Source organism: Roseovarius aquimarinus (genome assembly GCF_043661195.1).
Classification (GTDB): domain Bacteria; phylum Pseudomonadota; class Alphaproteobacteria; order Rhodobacterales; family Rhodobacteraceae; genus Roseovarius; species Roseovarius aquimarinus.
Map to the genome: position 1 here is coordinate 1 of NZ_JBIHMM010000004.1, position 26,166 is coordinate 26,166.

Consider the following 26,166-nt stretch of genomic DNA (forward strand, 5'->3'; position numbering starts at 1 on the left):
CGAACGATCCATCGAAGCTCAGCCCCGACTTCCCGTCCAACTCCCCAGAAGCGCCTCAGCGCCGCCGGTGAAGGGGGATTTAAGGTGAGAACCGATGGGCCGCAACCCCTTTTTCGCACGACTTGTCGTTTTTCCAAAGTGAATCTTGAAATAATCATATTTTCAGTGACTTATGAGGGCACTCCAAGCTGCCAACCCCTCTTCGCGCCCCGTGGCGGCGAGAATCGGGCAGAGGATGTGACGCGCTTTTGCCAAGCTTACCTCGCGTCCCGGCGATTCCGGACCATGATCGCGCTTCGTCAGGCACGAACCCTGTCGCGACTCGCGGCAAAGCTCAGCCCTGGCGCAGCAATCTGAAGGCCGCCGACGCGCCCCACCCTGCGGCGATCGCGATCGCGAGGGACATGAGGCCATAGAGAAGCGCGTTCTCGCGCGAGAGGACGAAGAGCCACCGCTCGAGGCCTACCTTGCGCACGTCGATGATGGTCTCGTATTTCGAGACGACCGCGCCCTCGCGCGTCAGGAAGATGCGCGTGACGTAATCTCCCTCGGTCAGGTTGGCGGGAAGCTCGATGGACGTCTGAAAGAGCGTCTGTTCGCTGACCTCGACGGCGCCCTCGCGCATCTTGTAGGCGCCGCTGCGCTCGCGGATGCGGATGACCGCATCGGTGAAGCTTTGCGAATCCACCACGCCCCCCGGCGCCCCGACCGAGCGGATCGCGCGCGGAATGGAGATCTTGTGGCGCAGATCCTCGACCTGGCTCAGCACCTCGGAGAAGGGGCCCGATGTCGCGACCGCATAAAAGCTCGGCGCCGCATCCACCTCGACCGCATCGACATTCACCCAGATCCCGAGACGCCGTTCCTTGCGGCGCACGTCGAGCGGCTGGCTCGGGCCCGCGATGGCGACGACCACGCCCAGCTCGTCGGCGGGAATCGCCTCCTCGCGCTTGATCGCGCCGAAAAGCAGGATCTCGGAGCCGTCGAAGGTGGTGTCGATCGAAATGCTGTTGCGGCTGAGGCCCAGCACCACGTCCTCGGCCCACGCGGGCAGTGCCGCCATCATCAGCGAGAAAATGAGCAGGAGCCGCGTCATTTCGGGGTGATCTCGCTGATCGAGAAAAGCTCGGCCGGGCGCAACAGAAGATCGAGCCCCAGCTTGAAACAGACGGCGAGCACGAGAAGTGCGAGCAGAATGCGCAGCTGTTCGGCCTTCATGCGCGAGCCGATCTGCGTGCCGAACTGCGCCCCGACGACTCCGCCGACCAGAAGGAAGAGCGCCAGTACGATGTCGACGATATGGCTGGTCGTCGCATGCAGAAGCGTGGTGAAGGCCGCGACGAAGATGATCTGGAAAAGGGATGTGCCAACCACCACCTTCGTCGGCATGCCGAGCAGGTAGATCATCGCGGGCACCATGATGAAGCCGCCGCCGACCCCCATGATCGCCGCCAGCACGCCCACCGACATGCCGACGAGGATGGGAGGGATGATGCTGATGTAGAGGCCCGAGGTCCGGAACCGCATCTTGAGCGGCAGTTTCTGGATCCATGTGTGCTTCTTGCGGGGCGCGACGGGGCCGCCCCGGCGACTGCGGCGGATGGCCCGCATGCTCTCGACGAACATCAGCGCGCCGATGATGCCGAGGAAGACCACGTAGAATAGCGTCACCAGCAGATCGACCTGCCCCAGCGCCTTGAGGTAGTTGAAGAGCATCACCCCGAGACCCGCGCCGATCAGACCGCCGATCAGAAGCACCGTCCCCATCCTCAGATCGACCGCCTTGCGCCTGAAATGCGCCAGCACCGCCGAGAAGGACGACGCGACGATCTGGTTCGCGCCCGTGGCCACCGCGACGGCGGGCGGGATGCCGATGAAAAACAGCAGCGGCGTCATCAGGAACCCGCCACCGACCCCGAACATGCCCGAAAGCACACCGACGAGACCGCCGAGGCCCAGCAGGAGGAAGATGTTGACCGAAACCTCGGCGATGGGCAGGTAGATTTGCATGACCTGTCGTAGCCCCCGGCGCGCCTCTTTGGCAAGCGTCCGGCGCGACGCTGCCCCGGCTTATCGCGCGGCGGCGAGCTTCCACGCGGCGAAGACGAAAAACACGCCCAGCCCCGCCTCGATCCACCGCCGCCCGCGCGCATAGGCGCGCCGGATCGGATCGGCGGACAGAAGAAGCGCCCAGGCGCCATGCGCGCCGAGCGAAATGGCGAAGGCCCCGGCGACGAAGGGGAGCACCACGGGCGCGCCCCCGCCCTGCGTCGCCCCGATCGAGGCGATGGCCAGCCAGAAAACCAGCGCCTTGGGATTGGTCACCTGCAAGAGATAGCCGGCGAGAAACCGGCGCGGCAGACTGCGGCGGCGCACCTCGCGCGCCTTGAGAACCGGGGGCGCCAGCGCCTTGCGGAAGGCGCCGTAGGCCAGCCACAAAAGATAGGCCGCACCGATCAGGCGCAGGATGCCCATCGCCCACGCCGCCTGGCTCAGGATCAGGCCGACGCCCAGGAGGGTCGCAATGTTGATCGTCGCGCTTCCGGCGGCGATGCCTGTCGCCGCGACCAGCGCATCGCGCCGCCCTTCCGATTGCGCGACCCCGAGCAGCATCGCCACGGCAGGGCCGGGCGAGGCCGCGGCGAAAAGAAGGATGGAATAGGCGGCGATGAAGCCGGGCAGAAACGGGGCGAAATCGGTCACGGCGTCAGCTCCTTGCTCAGCACCAGCGCATCGACGGGCGTGCCGCCGGGCCGGGCGTAGTATCCGGCGCGCCGCGCGATCTCCGCATAACCGAATGCCGAATACAAGGCGCGCGCCGCCGGATTGTCCGCCGCCACTTCTAGGAACTGCCGATCCGCGCCCATGTCCATCGCCGCGCTTTCGACAGCTGCCAGAAGGCGCGCGGCGATTCCCTGGCGGCGATGCTCGGGGTCCGTGGCGAGGGTCAGAAGCTCGGCCTCGCCCGCGATGACGCGGCTCAGGGCGAAGCCGTAGGTCTCGTGGCGAAGGCAGCAATGCGGCGCGTCGATGAGATAGGCGAATTCCGCCGCGCTCCAGCCGCGCCCGGTCGGAGCGAAGGCGCGCGCATGAAGGCGCGCGAGGCTGTCAGGCAGGCTCATCGAGAATGACCGGAGGCGCGTCGCGCGCAGGCGCAGCATCCGCGGCCTTGAGATAGAATGGCGTCGCCGGCGCCGTTTCGGTGCGCCAGCGCGTTGCCGCGATCCGCGCGATGGCCTCTCCGGGCGCGAAGGCCGGCGCGGCATGTGGCACGCCCAAATGCGCGGCCACGGCGTCTCCGGCGGAGCCGATCGCGACCAGCCCCGGCTCGGCAAGCTCGTGCGGAAGCTCCTCGATGGCGACCAAGGCGGGGGCCAAGTCATGCGCCATGCCGCGCCCCGCGATATAGGCCTGACCGCGCGGCGCCGCGATCGCCGCCAGAACCGGACCCGGCGCGGCATGGGCCAGCGCGTCCAGAAGGCTCACCCCCACGGCCGGCACATCGAGCGCGAGCGCCAATCCGCGCATGGCCGAGACGGAAATGCGGATGCCGGTGAAATTGCCGGGGCCGGTCCCGACACCGATGGCCGAAAGATCGCTCCAGAAAGCGCCGCCCTCAGCCAGCAAGTTCTCCAGCATGGGAAAGAGCGCCTCGACCTGTCCTTTCGGCATCTCGACGTCGAGGCCGGACAGCAACGCGCCGCCCCGGATAAGGGCGGCGCTGCAATAAGGCCCGGACGTGTCGACGCCGAGGACGAGTGGCTCAGACACCGACAGGACGCACCTCGGTGACTTCGGGGATGTAATGGCGCAGCAGGTTCTCGATGCCCATCTTCAGCGTGATGGTCGAGGACGGGCACCCGGCGCAGGCGCCCTGCATGTGCAGGTAGACGACGCCCCGGTCGAAGCCGTGAAAGGTGATGTCGCCGCCATCCTGCGCGACGGCGGGGCGCACGCGGGTGTCGAGCAGCTCCTTGATCTGGCCGACGATCTCGCCGTCCTCTCCGGTATGCTCGGAATGGCCCGACGGCGCGGTGCCGCCATCCGCCATGACCGGCTGGCCCGACTGGAAATGTTCCATGATCGCGCCGAGGATGCCCGGCTTGATGTGATCCCACTCCACACCCTCACCCTTGGTGACGGTTATGAAGTCATTGCCGAAGAAAACGGCCGTGACGCCATCGACGGCGAAGACCCGGCTCGCCAGCGGCGATGCGCCCGCGTTCTCGGCCGAGGGGAAATCCGCGGTGCCCGCCGGCATGACGGTCTGGCCCGGCAGGAATTTCAGCGTCGCCGGGTTCGGCGTGGACTCGGTCTGGATGAACATGGGAAGGCCCCCTTGAAAGCTATGACCTTGCATATGCGCCCCGCCGCGCGCCAAGTCAAGGTTTGGAACCATTCTAAACTGACCGCTGCGGCAATCATCTTGGCGTGAGCAGGCTCTCGGGAAGCCCCCGCCCCTCGGGTATGTGCCGTCAGGTAATCATCTCGAGCCGTTCCTTGCTCAGATCGCCCGGAACGATGGTGATCGGGATGGGCAGGCTCCCGGCGCTGCGGCTCAATTGGCTGACCAGAGGCCCCGGCCCCTTGCCGTCCGCCGAGGCGCCCAGCACCAGAACGCCCACCTCGGCATCCTCGCTGATCTGCGCGATGATCTCGGCCACCGGCTCGCCCTCGCGGATGACCAGCTCGGGGTTCACCCCCTGCTTGTCGCGCATCCACTTGGCAAAGACCTCGAAATGCGCCTCGATGCGCTCGCGCTGCTCCTCGCGCATGATATCGCCGACGCCGATCCAGTGATTGAACTCCTCGGGCGGAATTACGGCCAGAACCTTGACGCCCCCTTGCGTATGGGAGGCGCGCATCGCGGCGAAGCGCATGGCGTTCAGGCATTCGCGGCTGTCGTCGAGGACGACCATGAACTTGCGCATCTCACTCTCCAGAATGGCCGGGCCGATCATGCCACCCGGCCCCGCCCCGTGCAAGATCACGCGCAGCGTCAAGCCGCGAGGCCGCGGCCTTTCAAGAGCGCTTCCGGCCCCGGCATCCTGCCGCGAAACGCGAGATAAAGCGCCTCCGCATCCGCCGAGCCGCCGCGCGACAGGATGGTCTTCTCCAGCGCCTTCGCCCGCTCGGCATCGAAGGCGCCACCCGCTTCCTCGAAGGACTGGAACGCGTCGGCATCCATCACCTCGGACCACATGTAGCTGTAATACCCCGAGCTGTAGCCGTCCCCGGCGAAGACATGCGCGAAATGCGGCGTCGCATGGCGCATCGTGATCGCTTCGGGCATGCCCAGATCGCGCAGCACCTCCGCCTGGCGCGCCATCGCGTCGGCGGGCGGCGCGCCCTCGTGAAAGGCGAGATCGACCAGCGCCGAGCCTAGATATTCCACCGTCTGGAATCTCATGTCATAGCTCGCCGCATCCAGCACCTTCTGCAGCAGCGCCTTCGGCATCGGCTCGCCCGTCTCGGCGTGGGTGGCGAATTCGGCGAGCACTTCGGGTACTTCGAGCCAATGCTCATAGAGCTGGCTCGGCAATTCGACGAAATCGCGCGCGACCGAGGTGCCGCTGACGCTTTCGTAGGTCACGTCCGACAGCATCTGGTGCAGCGCGTGCCCGAACTCGTGAAAGAGCGTGCGCGCGTCGTCGTAACTCAAAAGCGCCGGATCGCCCTTGGCGAAATTGCACACGTTGATGACGACCGGTCCCTGCCGCTCGGGAAAGCGCGCCTGCCCGCGCATCGCGCTGCACCACGCGCCCGAGCGTTTCGATCCGCGCGCGAAATAATCGCCGATGAAGACCGCGACATGCGCGCCGCCGCGCGTGACTTCCCACGCCCGGCAATCGGGATGGTAGAGCGGCACGTCCACCGGCCTGAATTCGAGGCCGAAAAGGCGGCTTGCGCAGGCGAATGCCGCCTCGATCATCCGTTCGAGCTGAAGATAGGGCTTGAGCTCGGCCTCATCGAGATCGTGTTCGGCCTGCCGGCGTTTTTCCGAGTAATAGCGCCAATCCCACGGTTTGAGCGGCCCCTCGATACCGTCCTCATGCATCATGCGCGTCAGCAACTCGCCATCGCGGAGCGCTTGTGCGCGGGCGGGCTCCCAGACCTGCATGAGCAGATCGCGCACCGCCTGCGGCGTGCCCGCCATCTCGGTCTCGAGCTTGAAATGCGCGAAATCCTCGTATCCCAGAAGCCGCGCCCGCTCGGCCCGCAGCGCCAACGTTTCGTCCGCGATGGCGCGATTGTCGGTCTCGCCCCCGTTCGCGCCGCGCGACGCCCAAGCGGCGAATGCCCTCTCGCGCAGATCGCGGCGGGGAGAGAATTGCAGGAAAGGCACGATCAGCGAGCGCGAGAGCGTGACGACGGGCCGCTCCAGCCCCTTTTCCTTGCCGGCATCGCGCGCACTGCGCACGACGAAATCGGGCAGCCCCTCGAGGTCGGCCTCGCTCAGCTCCATATGCCAGCCCGCCTCGTCCGCCAGCAGGTTCTGCGTGAAGGCCGTCCCAAGCTCGGCCAGCCGGGCCATGATGTCCTGCATCCGCGCTTCCTCGGCGCCGGTAAGCGCGGCGCCGCGCCGCCGGAAACCGCGATGGGTCAGCATCAGGACGCGCGCCTGCTCGTCGGTCAGGTTGAGCTGATCACGCCGCTCCCAAAGGGCCTCGATGCGCGCGAAGAGCGCCTTCTGCGAATAGACCCAGGAGGAATAGGCCGCGAGCTTCGGCGCGAATTCGCGTTGGAGCGCCTGCCGCTCCGGATTGCTGTCCGCGCCCGCGACGGTGAAGAACGTGCTCAGCACCCGGTCGAGCGCCTTGCCCGACGCCTCGAGCGCCTCGATCGTGTTGGCAAAGCTCGGCGCCTCGGGATCCTCGGCGATCGCCACGATCTCGGCCCGCGCGAGGGTCAGCGCGGTCTCGAGCGCGGGGCCGAAATGCTTGTCCTCGATGCGCCCGAACGGCGCGATCGCGAAGGGCGTGTCCCAATCTCCCAGAAGCGGATTGCTCATGTATCCTCCTTGGCGCCGCAGACCGCGCAATCGCGGCGGCGCTCGATTTTGATGCGGCGCGCGTCCGAATAAAGCGCGTCATAGATGAAGAGCGTTCTTCGAAGCGGCGTGCCCGCCCCGGTGATCAGCTTGATCGCCTCGCCCGCCATCATGGAGCCGATGACCCCCGGCAAGGGCCCCATCACCCCGGCCTCGGCGCAGGACGGCACCAGCCTCTCGGCGGGCACTTCGGGAAAGACGCAGGCATAGCAGGGCGCGCCCTGCGCGGGATCGAAGATGCTGAGCTGCCCTTCCCATTGCGTCAACGCGCCCGACACCATGGGCTTGCCCGTCTCGACCGCCGTCCGGTTGACCAGATGGCGCGTCTCGAAATTGTCGCAGCCGTCGAGGATGATGTCATAGTCTTCGAAAAGATCGCGGGCGATCTCCTCGGTCAGGCGCCGCTCATAGGGGCGGATCTCGACATGCGGGTTGAGCGCGCGCAGGGCGGCGGCGGCGGAATGCACCTTGGGCACGCCGATATCGCGGTCGCGGTGGATCACCTGGCGCTGAAGGTTCGACAGATCCACCGCGTCGTCGTCGATCACCCCGATGGTGCCCACCCCGGCGGCGGCGAGATAGGTGAGCGCGGGCGCGCCCAGCCCTCCGGCGCCGATCACCAGCACCTTCGCGTCCTTGAGCGCGCGCTGACCCGGCCCGCCGATCTCGCGCAGCACGATATGGCGCGCATAGCGCTCGAGCTCGACCTCCGAAAAGGCGCCGTCGCGCTGCGGCTCGGCCTCGGCGCGCACCGCATCGGCCCGCCCCCGCACCCGCGCAAGGCCCGCCCGATAGGCCATGATGAGCGCGACGAGACCGCCGAGCAGAAGCCAGGGCGCCGCGCTCTCGCCGGTGGCGAGGCGCAGGGGATTGCCGGCGGGCAGGACGAGATGCAGAAGAACCACCCCGACCCAGAGCATGCCGATCATCGTCAGGCGCATCCGCCGGGGCGTGCCCAGAAGCGCGCCGAGACCCCAGAGCGCAGCAGCCAGAAGAAGGACCAGCAGCATCAGCCTTGCCCCGTCGAGCCGAACCCGCCCGCGCCGCGCGCGGTCTTGTCCAGCGTCTCGGCCAGATCGAAGGCCGCGCGCGTCACCGGCGCCACCACCATCTGCGCGATGCGCGCGCCATGCGCGATCTCGTAGGGCGCATCGCCCAGATTGATGAGGATCACGCCCACCGGGCCGCGATAATCGCTGTCGATCGTGCCCGGCGCATTGGCGACCGTGACCCCATGCTTGAGCGCCAGCCCCGAGCGTGGGCGGACCTGCACCTCGTGGCCGTCGGGAATCGCCATGGCGAGGCCGGTCGGAATGAGCGCCCGCGCGCCCGGCGCCAGCGTCACGTCCTCGCCATCCGGGAAGTTCGCGCGCAGATCAGCGCCCGCCGCACCCGCCGTCGCATAATCCGGAAGGCCCAGCGCGCGGTCCGCGCCCGGGATCCAGCTCAGCGTCACCGTCACCATCCCGCAGACCTTTCATCTTTCCAGAACAACTCGAATCTCGCACGGCGCACGTGCGCCGCGCGGCAGAGCATAGCGCCGCCGCCCGCGATGTCACATCGGGATCAGGGCCCAGTAATCGAGATCGAGCAGAACCTCCGGCAGATAGCGTCCGTCCTCGCCCTTGAGCACGCCCGCCGCACCGCCCTTCGTCGCCACGAGCCGCAGCCGAAGCGCACCCACGCCCGGCGCCGCGGTCTCGGCGCGGTCCAAAACCTCGCTCCACGCGCGGACGGTATCGCCCGCATGGCAGGGATTGGCATGCGCGCCGCCATTCAGTCCGACGATCATCTGGGCATTCGCAAGCCCGTTGAAGCTGAGCGCGCGCGCCATCGAGATGACGTGGCCACCATAGATAAGCCGCCCGTTCTCGCGCGCGGTCGCGTCGAAATGGACCTTGGCGGTGTTCTGCCACAGGCGCGTCGCCATCATGTGCTCGGCCTCCTCGATGGTCACGCCATCGACATGGTCGATCACCTCGCCCACCGCGTAATCGCCCCAGCGATGCGGCTCGCCCGCAAGCGCGAAATCATAGGCGCTGAAATCGAGCCCCTCGGGCACGATGAGCTCCTCCGCGTCGAGCGCGGACGCAAGATTGGGAATGCAGGTCTCGGGCGCGGGCGCGTCTGCGTCGCGCTTGCGGACCATCACCCAGCGCACGTAGTCCAGCACCGGCTGCCCGTGCTGGTTGGCGCCTTGCGTGCGCACCCAGACCACGCCCGACTTGCCGTTCGAATTCTGCTTGAGCCCGATCACCTCCGAGACCGAGCGCAGCGTATCGCCCGGCCAGACCGGCGCGAGCCAGCGCCCCTCGGCGTAACCCAGATTGGCCAGCGCATTCAGCGAGATATCCGGCACGGTCTTGCCGAAAACCGTATGAAAGGCGATCAGATCGTCTAGCGGCGAGGCCGCCAGCCCGCAGGCGCGGGCGAAGGCGTCCGACGAATAGAGCGCATGCCGCGCCGGGTAGAGCGCATGATAGAGCGCCCGCTCGCCCGCGCCGACGGTACGCGGCACCGCATGCTCGATCACCTGACCGACGTGGTAATCCTCGAAGAAGCGGCCGGCGGTCGTCTTGCTCATTGCTCGCCCAGCTTCACATCCGGCGAATAGACGCCCGGCGCCTCCTTGGTCACGGCCTGCCCGCAGCGCATCACGCCGTTCGCCTCGTCATAGGCATAGGTGGGCGTGCCATAGAGCTCCCAGCCCTTGTTCAGCGCATCCGTCACCTTGTGGCAGAAGGCCGACGTGTCGTCGGCGCTCAGAAAGCGGTAGAGTTTCATGATGTCCTCTTTGGTTCAGGCGGCCTATCCGAAGGTCGGATAGCCCAGCGCGTAATGCACCGCGACGATACCCGCATAGATGACGAGCGTCGCCACGACCGCGATGATTTCCTTGCTCGCCGGTTTGGCGGGCGGGGGCGTCCATTCCGGCTCGGCTCGGTTGATGAGAATGACCTCGAGCACCGCCCAGGCGAGAAGGCCGCCGAAGAGGATGAAGGATGCCACGTCCCCGTTCACCAGCAGATGCGCGAGCGCCCAGACCTTCACGGCGCCCAGCATCGGATGGCGCATGCGGCGCGCCAGCGCCGTCTTCATTCCCGCGACCGCGAAAAGATAGACCGAAAGCAGCATCAGCAGATTGTTGATGCCGACCGTCGCGGGGTGGCGCCCCCAGAAAAACGCGCCGTCTGACATGCGGTAGCCGATCACCATGAGGATGACCCCGCCCAGCAGCACGAGCGTGATCGGCCCGCGTCCCTTGGCGCCCATGGCCGCCCGCGCCTCGGGCGCCAGCCGTTTGAAGAGATGCCCGCCCGACCAGAGCGCGAGCCCCAGTATCAGTATCGCGATGCCCATCATGCCGTCTCCATTTCCGCCAGAATCTGCGCCTTGGCCAATATGCGCCGCGCGGCGACCACGTGCAAATTCTCCACGATGGTGCCGTCCACGACCGCGACGCCCTCGCCCGAAGCCTGACTTGCTTCATACGCGGCAATCTGGCGGCGCGCGAGGTCGATCTCGGAAGAGGTCGGCGCGAAGGCCCGGTTCGCGCCCTCGATCTGCGCCGGATGGATCAGCGTCTTGCCGTCGAAGCCGAGATCGCGGCCCTGCTCGCACTCGGCGGCGAGGCCATCGCCGTCCCGAAAGCGGTTGTAGACGCCGTCGATGGCGATGATCCGCGCCGCGCGCGCCGCCATCACGATGGTCTGCAAAGCCAGCATCAGCGGCAGGCGGTCCGGGCGCGTGCGGCTGCCCAGATCCTTCGTCAGGTCATTGGTGCCGGTGACCAGCGCCGCAACGCGCCCATGCGCGGCGATGTCGCGCGCGTTGAAGACACTGACGGGCGTTTCCATCATCACCCAGATCGGCATGTCCTCGCCGATCAGATCGACCAGATTGTCCACATCCGAGCGCGTGTTGACCTTCGGCAGAAGGATCGCGTCGGCGCCCGCGTCCTTGAGACTGCGCGCGTCCTCGAGCCCCCATTCGCTCGTCAGCGCGTTGATCCGCACGATTTTTGCGCGGCGCCCGTAGCCGCCCGCCCTCAGCGCGGCGGCGAGCGCATCGCGCGCGGCGGCCTTGGCATCGGGCGCCACCGCATCTTCCAGATCGAAGATGATCGCATCGCAGGGCAGATCACGCGCCTTCTCGAGGGCGCGCTCCTTCGAAGCCGGGATATACAGAACGGATCGATACGGGCGGGTGGCGGTGTCCATCGGCCTTCTCCTGCGCGGTGCGTTGAAACAATATTGCGCAGGGATGCCATTTCGCGGCGCATTTGTTCAAGCCATTTCTTGCCGCGCCGCAGAAAACCCGGCGCCCGATCCTGCCGCCGCAGCGCCGCACCCTTGCGCGCGCGAGCGAATAGGACTACCCCCACGGCGGAATTTATTCGCCAATCGGAGGTAATACCCATGGCCAGACCCAAGATCGCACTGATCGGCGCGGGACAGATCGGCGGCACGCTCGCTCATCTCGCCGCCATCAAGGAGCTGGGCGACATCGTCCTGTTCGACATTTCCGAGGGCACGCCCGAGGGCAAGGCGCTCGACATCGCCGAGAGCGGCCCCTCCGAGGGGTTCGATGCGTCGCTGAAGGGCACGCAATCCTACGCCGATATCGCAGGCGCCGATGTCTGCATCGTCACCGCCGGCGTGCCGCGCAAGCCCGGCATGAGCCGTGACGATCTTCTGGGCATCAACCTCAAGGTCATGAAGGCCGTCGGTGAAGGCATCGCCGCCAACGCGCCCGATGCCTTCGTCATCTGCATCACCAATCCGCTCGATGCGATGGTCTGGGCGCTGCGCGAGTTCTCGGGCCTGCCGCATGAAAAGGTCTGCGGCATGGCGGGCGTGCTCGACTCGGCCCGCTTCCGTCATTTCCTGAGCCTCGAGTTCAACGTCTCGATGCGCGACGTCTCGGCCTTCGTTCTGGGCGGGCATGGCGACACGATGGTGCCGCTGGTGCGCTATTCGACCGTCGCGGGCATCCCGCTGCCGGACCTGATCGACATGGGCTGGACCACGCAGGAGAAGATGGACGCGATCGTCCAGCGCACCCGTGACGGCGGCGCCGAGATCGTCGGCCTGCTCAAGACGGGCAGCGCCTTCTACGCGCCCGCCACCTCGGCGATCGAAATGGCCGAGGCCTATCTCAAGGACCAGAAGCGTGTCCTGCCCTGCGCCGCGCATGTTGATGGCGCTTATGGCCTCAACGGCTTCTATGTCGGCGTGCCGACCGTGATCGGCGCGGGCGGCGTCGAGCGTGTCGTCGAGATCAAGATGAACAAGGACGAGCAGGCCATGTTCGACAAGTCGGTCGACGCCGTCAAAGGCCTCGTCAAGGCGTGCAAGGAAATCGACAACACGCTGGCCTGATCGCAGCAGCCGCTGCGGGCCCGCACGCGGGCCGGATGCACCCAAACGACCCGAGGCCCCGGCACCCACCGCCGGGGTCTTTTTGTCTCTTCGGCGCGCCGCATGATTCCTCCCGGCGCACCCGCGACAATATTTGTGATCACACAAGATATTCGTGTGATCACAAATGTCGAAATTTCACCGTTTAGGCCCGGGCGAAACGCAAAAACCGTTTAATCCTTGGCAACGCTTCTATGTATACCAGAGGCGATTACAAAAAACGGGACAGTTTCAGATGAACATCCACGAGTATCAGGCCAAGGCTCTCCTGCGCTCCTACGGCGCCCCCGTCTCGGACGGGCGCGTCGTGCTGCGCGCCGAAGAAGCCAAGACAGCGGCCAGCGAGATGGACGGACCCCTCTGGGTGGTCAAGGCGCAGATCCATGCTGGCGGCCGCGGCAAGGGCAAGTTCAAGGAGGCCGGCGCCGGCGATGCGGGCGGTGTGCGCCTTGCCAAGTCGGTCGAGGAAGCCGCCGAGGAGGCCAAGCGCATGCTGGGCCGCACCCTCGTGACCAAGCAGACCGGCGAGGCCGGCAAGCAGGTCAACCGCATCTATATCGAGGATGGCAGCGGCATCGAAACCGAGATGTACCTGGCCCTGCTGGTCGATCGCCAGACCAGCCGCGTCAGCTTCGTCGCCTCCACGGAAGGCGGCATGGACATCGAGGAAGTGGCCGAAAAGACGCCCGAGAAGATCCTCAGCTTCTCCGTCGATCCCGCGACCGGTTATCAGGCCTTCCACGGCCGCCGCATCGCGTTCAACCTCGGTCTGGAAGGCGCGCAGATCAAGCAATGCGTCGCGCTGATGGGCACGCTCTACAAGATGTTCATCGAAAAAGACATGGAGATGCTCGAGATCAACCCGCTGATCGTGACCGACAAGGGTGATCTGAAATGCCTCGACGCCAAGATGGGCTTCGATGGCAACGCGATCTACCGCCACTCGGATATCGCCGAGCTGCGCGACACGACCGAAGAGGATCCGAAAGAGCTCGAAGCCTCCAAGTACGATCTCAACTACATCGCCCTCGACGGCGAGATCGGCTGCATGGTCAACGGCGCGGGCCTTGCCATGGCGACGATGGACATCATCAAGCTCTACGGCGCCGAGCCTGCCAACTTCCTCGACGTGGGCGGCGGCGCGACCAAGGAGAAGGTGACCGAGGCGTTCAAGATCATCACGTCCGATCCGCAGGTCAAAGGCATCCTCGTCAACATCTTCGGCGGCATCATGCGCTGCGACGTCATCGCCGAGGGCGTGGTCGCCGCGGTCAAGGAAGTCGGCCTCAAAGTGCCGCTGGTCGTGCGTCTCGAGGGCACGAACGTCGAGAAGGGCAAGGAGATCATCAACAACTCCGGCCTCGACGTGATCGCGGCGGATGACCTCAAGGACGGCGCCCAGAAGATCGTGAAGGCGGTGAAGGGGTGAGCGACGCGCGCCCCGGTGGCGGCAGTGCGAAAGCGTAAGGAAAGCCGATGCGCGATGCTTTGAGAGACGAATTCGAGACCAAGGACTGGTCCGGGCGCAAGGTGGAATCGCGCTCCGGTTCAGGCTCCACGCTCGAGGCGACGGAAGCATTGCGCGCGGCGCTGCCGGACCTGCTGAAACGCTACAAGGTCAAACGGTTTCTCGACGCACCCTGCGGCGACTGGTTCTGGATGCAGCACACCAAGCTGGGGCGTACGCATTACACCGGCGGCGACATTTCCGCCGAAGTGATCGAGGCCGTGCGCGCGGAGCATGGGCGCAAGAACCGCGAATTCGTGCATCTCGACATCACCTCGGATCCGCTGCCCGACGCCGACATGATGATGTGCCGCGACTGCCTCTTTCACCTCAAATGGTGGCTGCGCTGGAAATTTTTCGAGAATTTCGCCCAGAGCGGCATCTCGTTCCTGCTGACAAGCATGCATCACGGCACCTGGAACAAGAGGCTGCGCAAGAACGGGGATTTTGCGCCGTTCAACCCTTGCGCCGCACCGTTCAACTTCCCCGAACCGCTCGAGACGATCGCCGAAACCGGCGAGATCGATCTGAGCCCCGAGGTGCTGGAGACAAGTCGCGGGCGGCGCCAACGCTCGATGGGCCTTTGGTCGCGCGCGCAGGTCATCGAGGCCGTCGAGCGGCATCATGCCAGCCAGGAGGCACCGTGACATCCCAGCGGCCCTGCGGGCGCCATCGCGCCCCGATAGAAACACAAAAGACACATCAAGGAGCCTAGATACATGGCCATTCTCATCGACGAAAACACCAAGGTCATATGCCAGGGTCTCACCGGCAGCCAGGGCACGTTCCACACCGAACAGGCCATCGCCTACGGCACCAAGATGGTCGGCGGCGTGACCCCCGGCAAAGGCGGCCAGACGCATCTCGATCTGCCGGTCTTCAATTCGGTCCACGAGGCCAAGCACGCGACCGAAGCGAACGCCTCCGTGATCTACGTGCCCCCGCCCTTCGCGGCGGATTCCATCCTCGAGGCGATCGACGCCGAGATGGAGCTGATCGTCTGCATCACCGAAGGCATCCCGGTGCTCGACATGATGCGCGTGCAGCGCGCGTTGGAAGGCTCGAAATCGAAGCTGATCGGCCCCAACTGTCCCGGCGTCATCACGCCCGACGCCTGCAAGATCGGCATCATGCCCGGCCATATCCACAAGCGCGGCTCCTGCGGCGTCGTCAGCCGCTCGGGCACGCTGACCTATGAGGCGGTCAAGCAGACCTCGGATGTGGGTCTCGGCCAATCGACCTGCGTCGGCATCGGCGGCGATCCCATCAAGGGGACCGAGCATATCGACGTGCTGGAATGGTTCCTCGCCGATGACGAGACGCAGTCGATCATCATGATCGGCGAGATCGGTGGATCGGCCGAAGAAGAAGCCGCTCAGTTCCTCGCGGACGAGAAGAAGCGCGGCCGCTGGAAGCCGACCGCAGGCTTCATCGCAGGCCGCACCGCCCCTCCGGGCCGCCGCATGGGCCACGCAGGCGCCATCGTCGCCGGCGGCAAGGGCGGCGCGGATGACAAGATCGAGGCGATGAAATCCGCCGGGATCATCGTCGCCGAAAGCCCAGCGGGTCTTGGCGAGGCGGTGCTGGAGGCGATCGGGTAAATCATGCGGCCAACGCGCCATATCCGGGGGCGGGCCCTGACCCGCCCCCACAACAGCCATCGCGGCATCGCCCGCATGGCAAGCTCCCTATGCCCCGACCTGTTTGAGGTGCTCCAATGACCGACCAATCCCCGAACGACCAATTTCATGCCTCCAGCTTCATGCAGGGACATAACGCGGAGTATCTCGAACAGCTTTACGCGCGCTACGCGAACGATCCGAATGCGGTGGACGAGGCGTGGCAGAAATTCTTCAAGGAAATGGGCGATGACGGCAGCGATGTCACCGCCGAGGCCGCTGGCCCCTCCTGGGCGCGCGCCGATTGGCCGCCCATGCCGCAGGACGATCTGACCTCGGCCCTGACAGGCGAATACCCGGCCGAGCCCGAGGCGAAGGCCGTGGGCAAGAAACTGACCGAGAAGGCCCGCGAAAAGGGTGCCGAGGTCAGCGACAAGGCGATCCAGCGCGCCGTGCTCGATTCGGTGCGCGCGCTCATGCTGATCCGCGCCTACCGCATCCGTGGGCATCTCATCGCGGATCTCGATCCGCTCGGCCTGCGCGAGCAGCCCTTCCGCCCCGAGCTCGATCCCGAGAGTTACGGCTTCACCGGCGAGGATTGGGACCGCCCGATCTTCATCGACAACGTGCTCGGTCTCGAGATCGCGTCGATCCGCGAGATCATGGGCATCGTGCGCCGCACCTATTGCGGCACCTTCGCGCTGCAATATATGCATATCTCCGACCCCGAGCAGGCCGGATGGCTCAAGGAACGGATCGAGGGCTATGGCAACGAGATCAACTTCACCGAGGAGGGCCGCAAGGCGATCCTCAAGAAGATGGTCGAGGCCGAGGGGCTCGAGAAATACCTCCACGTCAAATACATGGGCACCAAGCGCTTCGGCCTCGACGGCGGCGAGAGCCTCATCCCCGCGATGGAGCAGATCATCAAGCGCGGCGGCAATCTGGGCGTGAAGGAGATCGTGATCGGCATGCCGCACCGCGGCCGCCTGTCGGTGCTCGCGAACGTCATGGGCAAGCCCTATCGCGCGATCTTCAACGAATTTCAGGGCGGCAGCTTCAAGCCTGATGACGTGGACGGCTCGGGCGACGTGAAATACCATCTCGGCGCCAGCTCGGACCGCGAATTCGACGGCAACAAGGTGCACCTGTCGCTGACCGCCAACCCCAGCCATCTCGAGGCGGTGAACCCCGTCGTTCTGGGGAAGGTGCGCGCCAAGCAGGACCAACTGGGCGACACCGAGCGCACGCAGGTTCTGCCGATCCTGCTGCACGGCGACGCGGCCTTCGCGGGTCAGGGCGTCGTGGCGGAATGCTTCGGCCTCTCGGGCCTGCGCGGTCACCGCACCGGCGGCACGATGCATATCGTGGTGAACAACCAGATCGGCTTTACCACCGCGCCGCATTTCAGCCGCTCCAGCCCCTACCCCACGGACATCGCGCTGATGGTCGAGGCGCCGATCTTCCACGTGAACGGCGACGATCCCGAGGCCGTGGTCCACGCCGCCAAGGTCGCCACGGAATATCGCCAGAAGTTCCAGAAGGATGTCGTGATCGACATCATCTGCTATCGCCGCTTCGGTCACAACGAGGGCGACGAGCCCATGTTCACCAACCCGGTGATGTACAAGAAGATCAAGCAGCAGAAGACCACGCTGACCCTCTACACCGAACGCCTGGTCAAGGACGGCCTCATTCCCGAGGGCGAGGTCGAGGACATGAAGGACGCCTTCCAGTCCTATCTTGCCGACGAGTTCGAGGCGGGCGCCAACTACAAGCCGAACAAGGCCGATTGGCTGGACGGCAAATGGTCCCATCTCGACCGCAAGGAAGAGGATTACCAACGCGGCCAGACCGCCATCAAGGAAGAGACCTTCCACGAGATCGGCACGGCCCTTTGCAAGGCGCCGGACGGCTTCCCGCTGCACAAGACAGTGCAGCGCCTGCTCGAATCCAAGGCCAAGATGTTCGAGACCGGCGAGGGCTTCGACTGGGCCACGGGCGAGGCGCTGGCCTTCGGCTCGCTCCTGACCGAGGGCTTTCCGGTCCGCCTTTCGGGGCAGGACAGCACGCGCGGCACCTTCAGCCAGCGGCATTCGGCGCTCATCAACCAGGATGACGAAGAGCGCTATTACCCGCTCAACAACATCCGCGAGGGGCAGGCCCGCTACGAGGTGATCGACTCGATGCTGTCGGAATATGCCGTACTCGGCTTCGAGTATGGCTACACCTTGGCCGAGCCGAACGCGCTCACCCTCTGGGAAGCGCAATTCGGCGATTTCGCCAACGGCGCGCAGATCATGTTCGACCAGTTCATTTCCTCGGGCGAATCGAAATGGCTGCGCATGTCGGGCCTCGTCTGCCTTCTGCCCCATGGCTACGAAGGCCAGGGGCCCGAGCATTCCTCGGCACGTCTCGAGCGGTTCCTGACGATGTGCGGACAGGACAACTGGATCGTCGCCAACTGCACGACCCCGGCCAACTATTTCCACATCCTGCGCCGGCAGCTGCACCGCACCTACCGCAAGCCGCTGATCCTGATGACGCCGAAATCGCTTCTGCGGCACAAGCTGGCGGTCTCGAAGGCCGAGGAGTTCACCATCGGCTCGAGCTTCCACCGCGTTCTGTGGGACGATGCGCAATACGGCAATTCGGACACCGAGCTGGTGGCCGACGACAAGATCAAGCGCGTCGTCATGTGCTCGGGCAAGGTCTATTACGATCTGCTCGAGGAGCGCGACAAGCGCGGCATCGACGACATCTACCTGATGCGTTTCGAGCAGTTCTATCCCTTCCCCGCGCAATCCGCGGTGAAGGAGCTGGAGCGGTTCAAGCAGGCCGAGATGGTCTGGTGTCAGGAAGAGCCCAAGAACCAGGGCGCATGGTCCTTCATCGAGCCCAATATCGAATGGGTGCTGGGCCGCATCGACGCCAAGCACAAGCGCCCGGAATACGCGGGCCGCGCGGCTGCGGCATCGCCCGCCACGGGCCTCGCGAGCCAGCACAAGGCACAACAAGAAGCGCTCGTCGACGACGCGCTGACGATCAAAGGAAACTAAGTCATGAGCACCGAAGTCCGCGTTCCCACCTTGGGAGAATCCGTCTCCGAAGCCACCGTCGCCACCTGGTTCAAGAAGCCGGGCGACAAGGTCGAGGCCGATGAAATGCTCTGCGAGCTCGAGACCGACAAGGTCACCGTCGAGGTGCCCAGCCCCGCCGCGGGCACGATGGGCGACATCGTCGCCCCCGAGGGCGAGACCGTCGGCGTCGATGCGCTTCTCGCGACGATCGAGGAAGGCTCGGGAGCCAAGAGCAAGGACGAAAAACCCGCCAAGGAAGAGAAGTCCGAAGCCAAGCCCGAGCCGAAGGACGGCAAGCAGACCGAGAAGGCATCCGGCGGCGGCGGCGGCAGCATCGACGTGATGGTCCCCACCCTGGGCGAGAGCGTCAGCGAGGCGACGGTCAGCACATGGTTTAAGAAGGCCGGCGACACCGTCGAGGCCGACGAGATGCTCTGCGAGCTCGAGACTGACAAGGTCTCGGTCGAGGTGCCGAGCCCCGGCGCCGGCACCTTGTCGGAAATCCTCGCGAACGAGGGCGACACCGTGCAGGCCGGCGGCAAGCTCGCCGTGCTCTCCTCGGGCAGCGACAGCGGCGTCGAGCAGGCGAAGGACGATGCCCCTGCGGACGGCGATCAATATCAGCAGCCCAAGGCGGGCGGCGGCAAGGATGTCGAGGACGCCCCGTCGGCCAAGAAGGCGATGGCCGAGGCCGGGCTCAGCGCCGATCAGGTCACCGGCACCGGCAAGGACGGCCGCATCATGAAAGAGGATGTGGCCAAGGCGGCCAAGGACGGCGGCGCCAAGGCCGAGGCGCCCGCCCCCGCCGCGCCCAAGCGCGCGCCTTCTCCGGCTTCCGATGCCGACCGCGAAGAGCGGGTCAAGATGACGCGCCTGCGCCAGACCATCGCCAAGCGCCTCAAGGACAGCCAGAACACGGCGGCGATGCTCACCACCTACAACGAGGTGGACATGACCGAGGTCATGGCGCTGCGCAACGAGTACAAGGACGAATTCCTAAAGAAGCATGGCGTGAAGCTCGGCTTCATGTCCTTCTTCACCAAGGCCTGCGTGCACGCGCTGAAGGAAGTTCCCGAGGTCAATGCCGAGATCGACGGTACCGAGATCGTCTACAAGAACTTCGTCCATATGGGCATCGCCACCGGCACGCCCACGGGCCTCGTCGTTCCCGTCATCCGCGACGCCGACGCGATGGGCTTCGCCGCCATCGAGAAGGCCATCGCCGAGAAGGGCGCCAAGGCGCGCGATGGCAAGCTCAGCATGGAAGAGATGCAGGGCGGCACCTTCACTATCTCGAACGGCGGGGTCTACGGATCGCTCATGTCCTCGCCCATCCTGAACCCGCCGCAATCGGGCATCCTCGGCATGCACAAGATCCAGGACCGCCCCATGGCCATCAAGGGCGAGGTCGTCATCCGCCCGATGATGTATCTGGCCCTCAGCTACGATCACCGTATCGTGGATGGCAAGGGCGCGGTCACGTTCCTCGTGCGCGTCAAAGAGGCGCTGGAGGATCCGCGCAGGTTGCTGATGGATCTGTGATCCACGCCGCACTGCACCCTTTCGCAAGGCAGTCAGGGGCCGGAGCCATTTCCGCCCCTGACCGCAGCTGGGAAAGCGCATGAGCCACACTCCCGAACCAGATTTCGACAAAGAGTTTCCGCGCCACACAGCTTGGCGAAGAAGGCTCGCCGTCTTTGCCAAAGATCGTCCAATTGCTTTCGCATTCAGGATTTGGCTCTTTTGTGCGTTATTCTCGGTCTGCATGGTCTGGATTGGCGGAGCCGATGCCTTCGCCAGGCCATCCGCGAAGCTGGTTCTGTCCGCGGCGCTGCTCGGTTGGGTTATTCCGTTCATCGGCTGGATCAGAGCGAAGAAGGCGAAAAACGAATGACCAGTAGTCCGCCACCGGCGACCATGTGGAAACGGAGCTGCGCCTGATGATTGACGCCTGCGCTCCCTACACCCGCGCCATAGCCGCCCGCCGCGCCTTCCGCCTGCCGGACTATCCCACCCTTGCGGACTACGGCTTCGACGGCGACTATGTCTCGCCCATCCAGATCGCCTGCGGCAACCTCGGGGGGCCCCTCCTCATCTCGAAGGACTGGCTCGACGCGCCCTCGGCGATGGAGCACCGCACCCACCTCCAGCGTTACGGCCACCTGCCGGACAACCCGTTCATCCGCGTCATCGACAAGGCGCTCGCGCTTCTGAACCTCAGACGCGAGGACATCTACATCACCCCCGTCTTCCATCTGCTGACGCCGAAACGCTCCAGCACCATCCCCGCCGCCCATGCCCGCGCGAGTTTCGACGCGATCGGCCGGCACGAGCTGATGGGCCGGCGCCCCGTCGCGCTCGGCACGGATGCCGCCAATGTCCTCAGCCATTTCGGCATCGACCACGCCATCGCTCCTCACCCCTCGGCCCGCATCGGCAGCTTCGACGCCCGCGCGGCCCTCATCGCAAAGGCAATCGCGTCATGACACCCGAGCTTACCGTCCTCACCCTCGCGGCCCTTCTGCAAGTCGTGCAATTCGTCCTCATGGCCGTTCCCGTCAATCTCGAGCTCGGTCCCGCCAAGACGATGTCGCCCCGCGATCCCGAGCGGATGGGCGGCCCCATGATCGACCAGGTCAAGCCGACGACCGCGCGCCTCGTGCGCGCGCTCAACAACCATTTCGAGGGGCTCATCCTTTTCACCATCGCCTGCACGGTCATCACCGTCTCGGACCAGTCGAGCGGCTTCACCGCCGCCTGCGCATGGGTCTATCTCGCCGCGCGGATCGCCTACGTTCCCGCCTATTACTTCGGCCTCGTGCCGTGGCGCTCCTATGTCTGGGTGGTGGGCTTCGGCGCCACCACGCTGATGCTTCTGGCGGCGCTGGTCTGATCTTTCATCTTACTGCGAATACCCATATCCCGCCCCAAACCACTTTCCCCCTCCGGTTGACCCTGCGAAGAAATCCCTGTTTTTTCGAGAGCGACCGCATCTGATGCAAAGGAACCCCACCCATGGCCACATATGATGTCATCGTGATCGGCTCCGGCCCCGGCGGCTATGTCGCCGCGATCCGCTGCGCGCAGCTGGGCCTCAAGACCGCCTGCGTCGAGGGGCGCGAGACGCTGGGCGGCACCTGCCTCAACGTCGGCTGCATCCCGTCCAAGGCGCTGCTGCACGCCTCGCACATGCTCCACGAGGCCGAGCACAATTTCGCGGCCATGGGCCTCAAGGGCAAGTCGCCCTCGGTCGACTGGAAGCAGATGCAGGACTACAAGCAGGAGACGATCGACGGCAACACGAAGGGGATCGAGTTTCTCTTCAAGAAGAACAAGATCGACTGGATCAAGGGCTGGGCCTCGATTCCCGAAGCGGGCAAGGTCAAGGTCGGCGACGACACACATGAGGCCAAAAACATCATCATCGCCTCCGGCTCCGAGCCGGCCGGCCTCAAGGGCGTAGAGGTGGACGAGAAGACCGTGGTCAGCTCCACGGGCGCGCTCGAACTCGCCAAGATCCCGAAGAAGATGGTCGTCATCGGCGCGGGTGTCATCGGCCTCGAGATGGGCAGCGTCTATAGCCGCCTCGGCGCCGAGGTGACGGTGATCGAATATCTCGACGCGATCACCCCCGGCATGGACGCGGAAGTGCAGAAGACCTTCCAGCGCATCCTGAAAAAGCAGGGGATCGAGTTCATCATGGGCGCCGCCGTGCAGGGCTGCGACGTGAAGGGCGGCAAGGCCACCGTCACCTACAAGCTGCGCAAGGACGACAGCGAGGCCGAGATCGAGGCCGATACCGTGCTTCTGGCAACGGGCCGCAAGCCCTTCACCGATGGTCTGGGGCTCGACAAGCTCGGCGTCGAGATGTCCGACCGCGGCCAGATCAAGACGGACGATCACTGGCAGACGAACGTCAAGGGCATCTATGCCATCGGCGACGCGATCGACGGCCCGATGCTGGCCCACAAGGCCGAGGACGAGGGCATGGCCTGCGCCGAGGTGCTGGCGGGCAAGCACGGGCACGTCAATTACGGCGTCATCCCCGGCGTCATCTACACCCATCCCGAGGTCGCCTCGGTCGGCGCGACCGAGGAAGAGCTCAAGAAAGAGGGGCGCGCCTACAAGGCGGGCAAGTTCAGCTTCATGGGCAATGGCCGCGCCAAGGCGAATTTCGCCGCCGACGGTTTCGTCAAGATCCTCGCGGACAAGGAGACGGACCGCATCCTCGGCTGCCACATCATCGGTCCCTCGGCGGGCGATCTCATTCACGAGGTCTGCGTCGCGATGGAATTCGGCGCTGCCGCCCAGGATCTGGCCCTGACCTGCCACGCGCATCCGACCTATTCCGAGGCCGTGCGCGAAGCCGCCCTCGCCTGCGGCGACGGCGCGATCCACGCTTGATCGAGACGCCTCGATAGTCCCGCATCGCGGGCTATCGGGGCGGTTTTCCTCGCAAACGCCGGATTACGACCAGATCTCGCGCACCGATCGATCTGCCCATTCGCGGTCGAATGCCGCGCCCTCTATCGCGCCTTCGGTCGCCTCGGCCAGCAGCTCGCCCATACTGGGCAACCCGTCGCTGTCGTCCCGCGTCCAGAGCCCCGAGCGCTGCTGCGCGCGCGAGCATTGCAGATAGACCTCGGCGATCTCGATCACCACCGCAGTCCTCGGCATCTGCCCGTCCTTGCCGAACCGCGCCAGAAGCGCGGCATCGGTCGTCACCCGGCCGCGCCCGTTGACGCGGATCACGGTGTTCGATCCCGGCACGAGGAATATCAGCGACAGGCGGCCATCCACGACGATGTTGCGCAGGCTGTCCATCCGGTTGTTCCCGCGCCAATCGGGCATAACGAGCGTGCGCGCGTCGAGCGCGGTCACCACCGGGCCGTCATCGCCGCGCGGGCTGCCATCGGTGCCGTTCGGTCCGACCGTGCTCAGCACGCAAAAGCGCGAGGCGGCGATCCACTCGGCATGAAGCGGCAGGAGCCGGTCCGAGACCTTGCGCTGCGCGGCGACGCTGGGCGTGCCGTAGAGCGCCTCGAGCGCCGCGATATCTTCAACGTAGTGCATGTTTGCCGAACCCCGCTTCGGTCAGAAGCGCGTTCGACGCGCCCTCGATTTCAGTCTCGAGCCGCGCCATGAATTCGGCGCGCGGCACGCCCGCCTCGATCCTCGGCAGGAACTCCACCACGGCGACGCCCGGCTTGCGCAGGATGCCGCGCTTGGGCCAGAAGACACCCACATTCGTCGCCACCGGCACGCAATCCTGACCGATCTCGGAATAGATCGCGCCCGACCCGATCTTGTAGGGTGCGGCGACGCCCGGCGCGACGCGCGTGCCTTGCGGATAGATGATGAGCTGGCCCGGCTGCGCCGCGCCGCGCGCCACATCCTCGACCATCTTCTTGACCGCCGCGCCCCGCTTGCCCCGGTTGACCGGAATGCAGCCGATGCGCAGCGCATATTGGCCGAGGATCGGCGCCCACATCAGCTCGCGCTTCATGATGAACTTGCCCGCCGGAACGGCGCCGAAGATGAGGATGATGTCGAGAAAGGACTGATGCTTGGCGGCGATCAGCACCTCGCCTTCGGGGGGCGTGCCGCGGATCTCGGTCCGAAGCCCGACCATGGCCCCGAGGCTCCAGCGCACCCAGATGCAGAAAAGCTTGCAAGCCGTGCGCGCGCCCCGCGCGCTGACGATCGCCCAGGGGAAGAAGACAAGGCCGATCACCGCCATCGCCAGATACATCTGCACGATGAAGGCGAGCGAGCGCAGCCATTGGAGCGCCCCCGTCACGGCATGTCCCGCAAGGTGCGCGCCGCCGCCGCGCGGGTGGCGAGGAACGCGACCAGTCCCGACAGGAGCGGGATCGTCAGCGGCCAGAGCCAGTGCCAGCCCTGAAAGCCGAGGCCCGTGAGAAAGCCGCCGCCCACTTCGGTGCGCGGCAGGAACGCCACCGCGACCGTGCCGAGCACCATGCCCACCGCCGCGCCGCCGAGGCTGCGCAAGGTGAAGCGCCGCACGAAGGCCTGCGCGATATACCCGTCGCGCGCGCCCACGAGGCGCAGCACGCCGATGACCTGCGCATTCGCGGCAAGCGCGGCATTGGCCGCCAGCGTGATCATCGCCGCGACCGTGCCCGCGATGAGCAGAAGCGAGACCCATCCCATGAACCGCAGCCGCGAGGCCGCGCGCACAAGCGGCGCGCGCCAGCGGGTATGATCGTCGAGCACGGCACCCGGCACTTCGGCGGCGAGGCGCAGGCGCAGGCCGGCGGCGTCATAGCCGTCAGCCTCCTCGATGATCTCGACAAGCTGGGGGATGGGCAGCGTCTCGACCGGAAGGTCCGGCCCGAACCACGGCTCGAGCAGGGCGCGCTGCTCCTCTGCGCTGAGCGCGCGGGCCGAGGCGATGCCCTCGGTCGTGTTCAACACCTTCAGCGCCGCCTCCGTCTGCGCCGCCATCTGGCCCTCCGGGGCCGAGATACGCAAGGTGGAGCTGCGCGCGAGCGCGTCGCCCCAGCGATCGGCCAGCCGCGCCGTCGCCAGCGACAGCGCCAGCGCGAAGACGGCGAGGAAGGCCATCGCGCCCGCGGCGAAGAGCGTAAGCCACGCGGTGAAGCCCGTGGGCGGCACCACCCGGTCCGCCCCCGCATCGCCCGCCAAAAGGCCGCGCAGCCGTTCGAGATCGAGCTTCACAGATCCGCCCCCGCCAATTGCAGACGCCGGTTCGAGATCCGGAGCACGCGCGCCTGAACCTGGCTCTTGGCCGCGCGGATGAGGGCGAGGTCGTGGGTCGCGATCATCACCGTCTTGCCCATGCGGTTCAGCTCGATCAGCAGGCGCATGAGGCGCTGCGACATCTCCCAGTCCACATTGCCCGTCGGCTCGTCGGCGAGGATGACATCGGGCGACATGATGATCGCGCGCGCCAGCGCCGCGCGCTGCCGCTCCCCGCCCGAAAGCTCGGGCGGCAGGGCGCCCGCACGCTGCGTGAGACCGACCCAGCCGGTCAGCTCGCGCAGGTTCGCGTCCTCGTCGAGCATGTTGCGGTCCGACACCATGAGCGGCAGGGCGATGTTCTCGGACACCGACAGGTGGTTGAGGAACTGGCAATCCTGATGCACCACGCCGATCCGCCGGCGGGCGAGTGCGATGTCGTCGCGCGTCAGCTCGCGCACATCCGCATCGAAAAGCCGCACGAAACCGGCGGTCGGGATCAGCGCGCCGTACAGCAGCTTGAGCAGCGTCGTCTTGCCCGAGCCGGACGGCCCCGTCAGGAAATGAAACGAGCCGGGTGAGAGCCGCAGCGAGATATCGCTGAGAAGCTCGCCGCCGCCATAGGAATAGGCCACATTTTCCAGCTCGATCACCGGCTGCCCCTCATGCCCGATTTGGCTCCTAAATGCCCCACCGCGCCTTGCGTTGCAATGCGGGGCCGCAATTCCTTTGCTCTTTTCGATCCATCCTTTAAACCTTAGGCTGT

At 65.9% G+C, this 26,166-nt stretch carries 28 protein-coding genes; 10 read left to right on the plus strand and 18 right to left on the minus strand.

The genetic code is table 11. The features are described from left to right. Positions 1–334: 334 nt before the first annotated feature. From ACGRVM_RS13725 to ACGRVM_RS13790, 14 genes are all read right to left on the minus strand, one after another. Positions 335–1,096, minus strand: a complete 762-nt coding sequence (locus tag ACGRVM_RS13725) for a TIGR02186 family protein (protein ID WP_377172671.1) — start codon at positions 1,094–1,096, stop codon at positions 335–337. Further along, positions 1,093–2,010, minus strand: coding sequence for a sulfite exporter TauE/SafE family protein (locus tag ACGRVM_RS13730; protein ID WP_377172670.1), 918 nt, complete (start codon positions 2,008–2,010; stop codon positions 1,093–1,095). The genes ACGRVM_RS13725 and ACGRVM_RS13730 overlap by 4 nt, the downstream gene beginning before the upstream one ends. A gap of 60 nt (positions 2,011–2,070) precedes the next feature. Next, positions 2,071–2,703: a LysE family translocator gene (locus ACGRVM_RS13735; RefSeq protein ID WP_377172669.1), complete on the minus strand. Its 633-nt coding sequence runs from the start codon at positions 2,701–2,703 to the stop codon at positions 2,071–2,073. Then, the gene (locus ACGRVM_RS13740; RefSeq protein WP_377172668.1) at positions 2,700–3,122 is read right to left on the minus strand and encodes a GNAT family N-acetyltransferase; all 423 of its coding nucleotides are present in this window, start codon (positions 3,120–3,122) and stop codon (positions 2,700–2,702) included. The genes ACGRVM_RS13735 and ACGRVM_RS13740 overlap by 4 nt, the downstream gene beginning before the upstream one ends. Beyond that, positions 3,109–3,771, minus strand: coding sequence for a tRNA (adenosine(37)-N6)-threonylcarbamoyltransferase complex dimerization subunit type 1 TsaB (tsaB, locus tag ACGRVM_RS13745; RefSeq protein WP_377172667.1), 663 nt, complete (start codon positions 3,769–3,771; stop codon positions 3,109–3,111). The genes ACGRVM_RS13740 and tsaB overlap by 14 nt, the downstream gene beginning before the upstream one ends. Next, positions 3,764–4,327 (minus strand): NifU family protein, encoded by a 564-nt coding sequence (locus ACGRVM_RS13750; RefSeq protein ID WP_377172666.1) that lies wholly within the window; start codon positions 4,325–4,327, stop codon positions 3,764–3,766. Before ACGRVM_RS13750 ends, tsaB begins: the two co-directional genes overlap by 8 nt. Before the next feature lie 148 nt (positions 4,328–4,475). Beyond that, positions 4,476–4,931, minus strand: coding sequence for a universal stress protein (locus ACGRVM_RS13755; protein ID WP_377172684.1), 456 nt, complete (start codon positions 4,929–4,931; stop codon positions 4,476–4,478). A 68-nt stretch (positions 4,932–4,999) separates the two neighbouring features. Then, positions 5,000–7,012 carry a M3 family metallopeptidase gene (locus ACGRVM_RS13760; protein ID WP_377172664.1) on the minus strand — a complete coding sequence of 671 codons (2,013 nt, stop codon included), beginning with the start codon at positions 7,010–7,012 and terminating at the stop codon, positions 5,000–5,002. Beyond that, complete coding sequence (locus ACGRVM_RS13765) at positions 7,009–8,061, minus strand: HesA/MoeB/ThiF family protein (protein ID WP_377172663.1); 1,053 nt, start codon at positions 8,059–8,061, stop codon at positions 7,009–7,011. Before ACGRVM_RS13765 ends, ACGRVM_RS13760 begins: the two co-directional genes overlap by 4 nt. Beyond that, positions 8,061–8,516 (minus strand): dUTP diphosphatase, encoded by a 456-nt coding sequence (dut, locus tag ACGRVM_RS13770; RefSeq protein WP_377172662.1) that lies wholly within the window; start codon positions 8,514–8,516, stop codon positions 8,061–8,063. Before dut ends, ACGRVM_RS13765 begins: the two co-directional genes overlap by 1 nt. 90 nt (positions 8,517–8,606) lie before the next feature. Then, complete coding sequence (locus ACGRVM_RS13775; protein ID WP_377172660.1) at positions 8,607–9,635, minus strand: MaoC family dehydratase; 1,029 nt, start codon at positions 9,633–9,635, stop codon at positions 8,607–8,609. After that, positions 9,632–9,835: a DUF1737 domain-containing protein gene (locus ACGRVM_RS13780; protein WP_377172659.1), complete on the minus strand. Its 204-nt coding sequence runs from the start codon at positions 9,833–9,835 to the stop codon at positions 9,632–9,634. The genes ACGRVM_RS13775 and ACGRVM_RS13780 overlap by 4 nt, the downstream gene beginning before the upstream one ends. Before the next feature lie 24 nt (positions 9,836–9,859). Beyond that, positions 9,860–10,405 (minus strand): NnrU family protein, encoded by a 546-nt coding sequence (locus ACGRVM_RS13785; protein WP_377172682.1) that lies wholly within the window; start codon positions 10,403–10,405, stop codon positions 9,860–9,862. A 5-nt stretch (positions 10,406–10,410) separates the two neighbouring features. After that, positions 10,411–11,271 (minus strand): HpcH/HpaI aldolase/citrate lyase family protein, encoded by an 861-nt coding sequence (locus tag ACGRVM_RS13790; RefSeq protein ID WP_377172658.1) that lies wholly within the window; start codon positions 11,269–11,271, stop codon positions 10,411–10,413. 198 nt (positions 11,272–11,469) lie between these two features. Between ACGRVM_RS13790 and mdh the strand changes: the two genes are divergently transcribed. From mdh to lpdA, 10 genes are all read left to right on the plus strand, one after another. Further along, positions 11,470–12,432 carry a malate dehydrogenase gene (gene mdh, locus ACGRVM_RS13795; protein ID WP_377172657.1) on the plus strand — a complete coding sequence of 321 codons (963 nt, stop codon included), beginning with the start codon at positions 11,470–11,472 and terminating at the stop codon, positions 12,430–12,432. A 274-nt stretch (positions 12,433–12,706) separates the two neighbouring features. Beyond that, complete coding sequence (sucC, locus tag ACGRVM_RS13800; protein WP_377172656.1) at positions 12,707–13,900, plus strand: ADP-forming succinate--CoA ligase subunit beta; 1,194 nt, start codon at positions 12,707–12,709, stop codon at positions 13,898–13,900. A gap of 47 nt (positions 13,901–13,947) precedes the next feature. Next, the gene (locus tag ACGRVM_RS13805; protein WP_377172655.1) at positions 13,948–14,625 is read left to right on the plus strand and encodes a class I SAM-dependent methyltransferase; all 678 of its coding nucleotides are present in this window, start codon (positions 13,948–13,950) and stop codon (positions 14,623–14,625) included. A gap of 72 nt (positions 14,626–14,697) precedes the next feature. After that, on the plus strand, positions 14,698–15,579 hold the full coding sequence (sucD, locus tag ACGRVM_RS13810) for a succinate--CoA ligase subunit alpha (RefSeq protein ID WP_377172654.1): 882 nt from the start codon (positions 14,698–14,700) through the stop codon (positions 15,577–15,579). Positions 15,580–15,695: 116 nt separating this feature from the next. Next, the gene (locus ACGRVM_RS13815) at positions 15,696–18,656 is read left to right on the plus strand and encodes a 2-oxoglutarate dehydrogenase E1 component (RefSeq protein WP_377172653.1); all 2,961 of its coding nucleotides are present in this window, start codon (positions 15,696–15,698) and stop codon (positions 18,654–18,656) included. 3 nt (positions 18,657–18,659) lie between these two features. Next, positions 18,660–20,219, plus strand: coding sequence for a 2-oxoglutarate dehydrogenase complex dihydrolipoyllysine-residue succinyltransferase (gene odhB / locus ACGRVM_RS13820; RefSeq protein ID WP_377172652.1), 1,560 nt, complete (start codon positions 18,660–18,662; stop codon positions 20,217–20,219). A gap of 79 nt (positions 20,220–20,298) precedes the next feature. Continuing rightward, the gene (locus tag ACGRVM_RS13825; protein ID WP_377172651.1) at positions 20,299–20,571 is read left to right on the plus strand and encodes a hypothetical protein; all 273 of its coding nucleotides are present in this window, start codon (positions 20,299–20,301) and stop codon (positions 20,569–20,571) included. A gap of 46 nt (positions 20,572–20,617) precedes the next feature. Next, positions 20,618–21,163, plus strand: coding sequence for a uracil-DNA glycosylase family protein (locus tag ACGRVM_RS13830; protein WP_377172650.1), 546 nt, complete (start codon positions 20,618–20,620; stop codon positions 21,161–21,163). Further along, entirely contained in the window at positions 21,160–21,570 is a 411-nt protein-coding gene (locus ACGRVM_RS13835) for an MAPEG family protein (RefSeq protein ID WP_377172649.1), read from the plus strand. The genes ACGRVM_RS13830 and ACGRVM_RS13835 overlap by 4 nt, the downstream gene beginning before the upstream one ends. Before the next feature lie 122 nt (positions 21,571–21,692). Beyond that, the gene (gene lpdA / locus ACGRVM_RS13840) at positions 21,693–23,081 is read left to right on the plus strand and encodes a dihydrolipoyl dehydrogenase (protein WP_377172648.1); all 1,389 of its coding nucleotides are present in this window, start codon (positions 21,693–21,695) and stop codon (positions 23,079–23,081) included. Positions 23,082–23,144: 63 nt separating this feature from the next. Here lpdA and ACGRVM_RS13845 read toward each other — a convergent pair whose 3' ends face one another. From ACGRVM_RS13845 to ACGRVM_RS13860, 4 genes are read right to left on the minus strand one after another with little or no spacing between them, the layout of a single operon-like run. Next, positions 23,145–23,750 (minus strand): MSMEG_1061 family FMN-dependent PPOX-type flavoprotein, encoded by a 606-nt coding sequence (locus tag ACGRVM_RS13845; protein WP_377172647.1) that lies wholly within the window; start codon positions 23,748–23,750, stop codon positions 23,145–23,147. Further along, a complete protein-coding gene (locus tag ACGRVM_RS13850; RefSeq protein WP_377172646.1) occupies positions 23,737–24,477 on the minus strand; it encodes a lysophospholipid acyltransferase family protein in 741 nt (246 codons plus the stop codon). Before ACGRVM_RS13850 ends, ACGRVM_RS13845 begins: the two co-directional genes overlap by 14 nt. Then, a complete protein-coding gene (locus ACGRVM_RS13855) occupies positions 24,474–25,379 on the minus strand; it encodes a cell division protein FtsX (RefSeq protein ID WP_377172645.1) in 906 nt (301 codons plus the stop codon). The genes ACGRVM_RS13850 and ACGRVM_RS13855 overlap by 4 nt, the downstream gene beginning before the upstream one ends. Then, the gene (locus tag ACGRVM_RS13860) at positions 25,376–26,053 is read right to left on the minus strand and encodes a cell division ATP-binding protein FtsE (RefSeq protein WP_377172644.1); all 678 of its coding nucleotides are present in this window, start codon (positions 26,051–26,053) and stop codon (positions 25,376–25,378) included. Before ACGRVM_RS13860 ends, ACGRVM_RS13855 begins: the two co-directional genes overlap by 4 nt. Positions 26,054–26,166 lie beyond the last annotated feature (113 nt).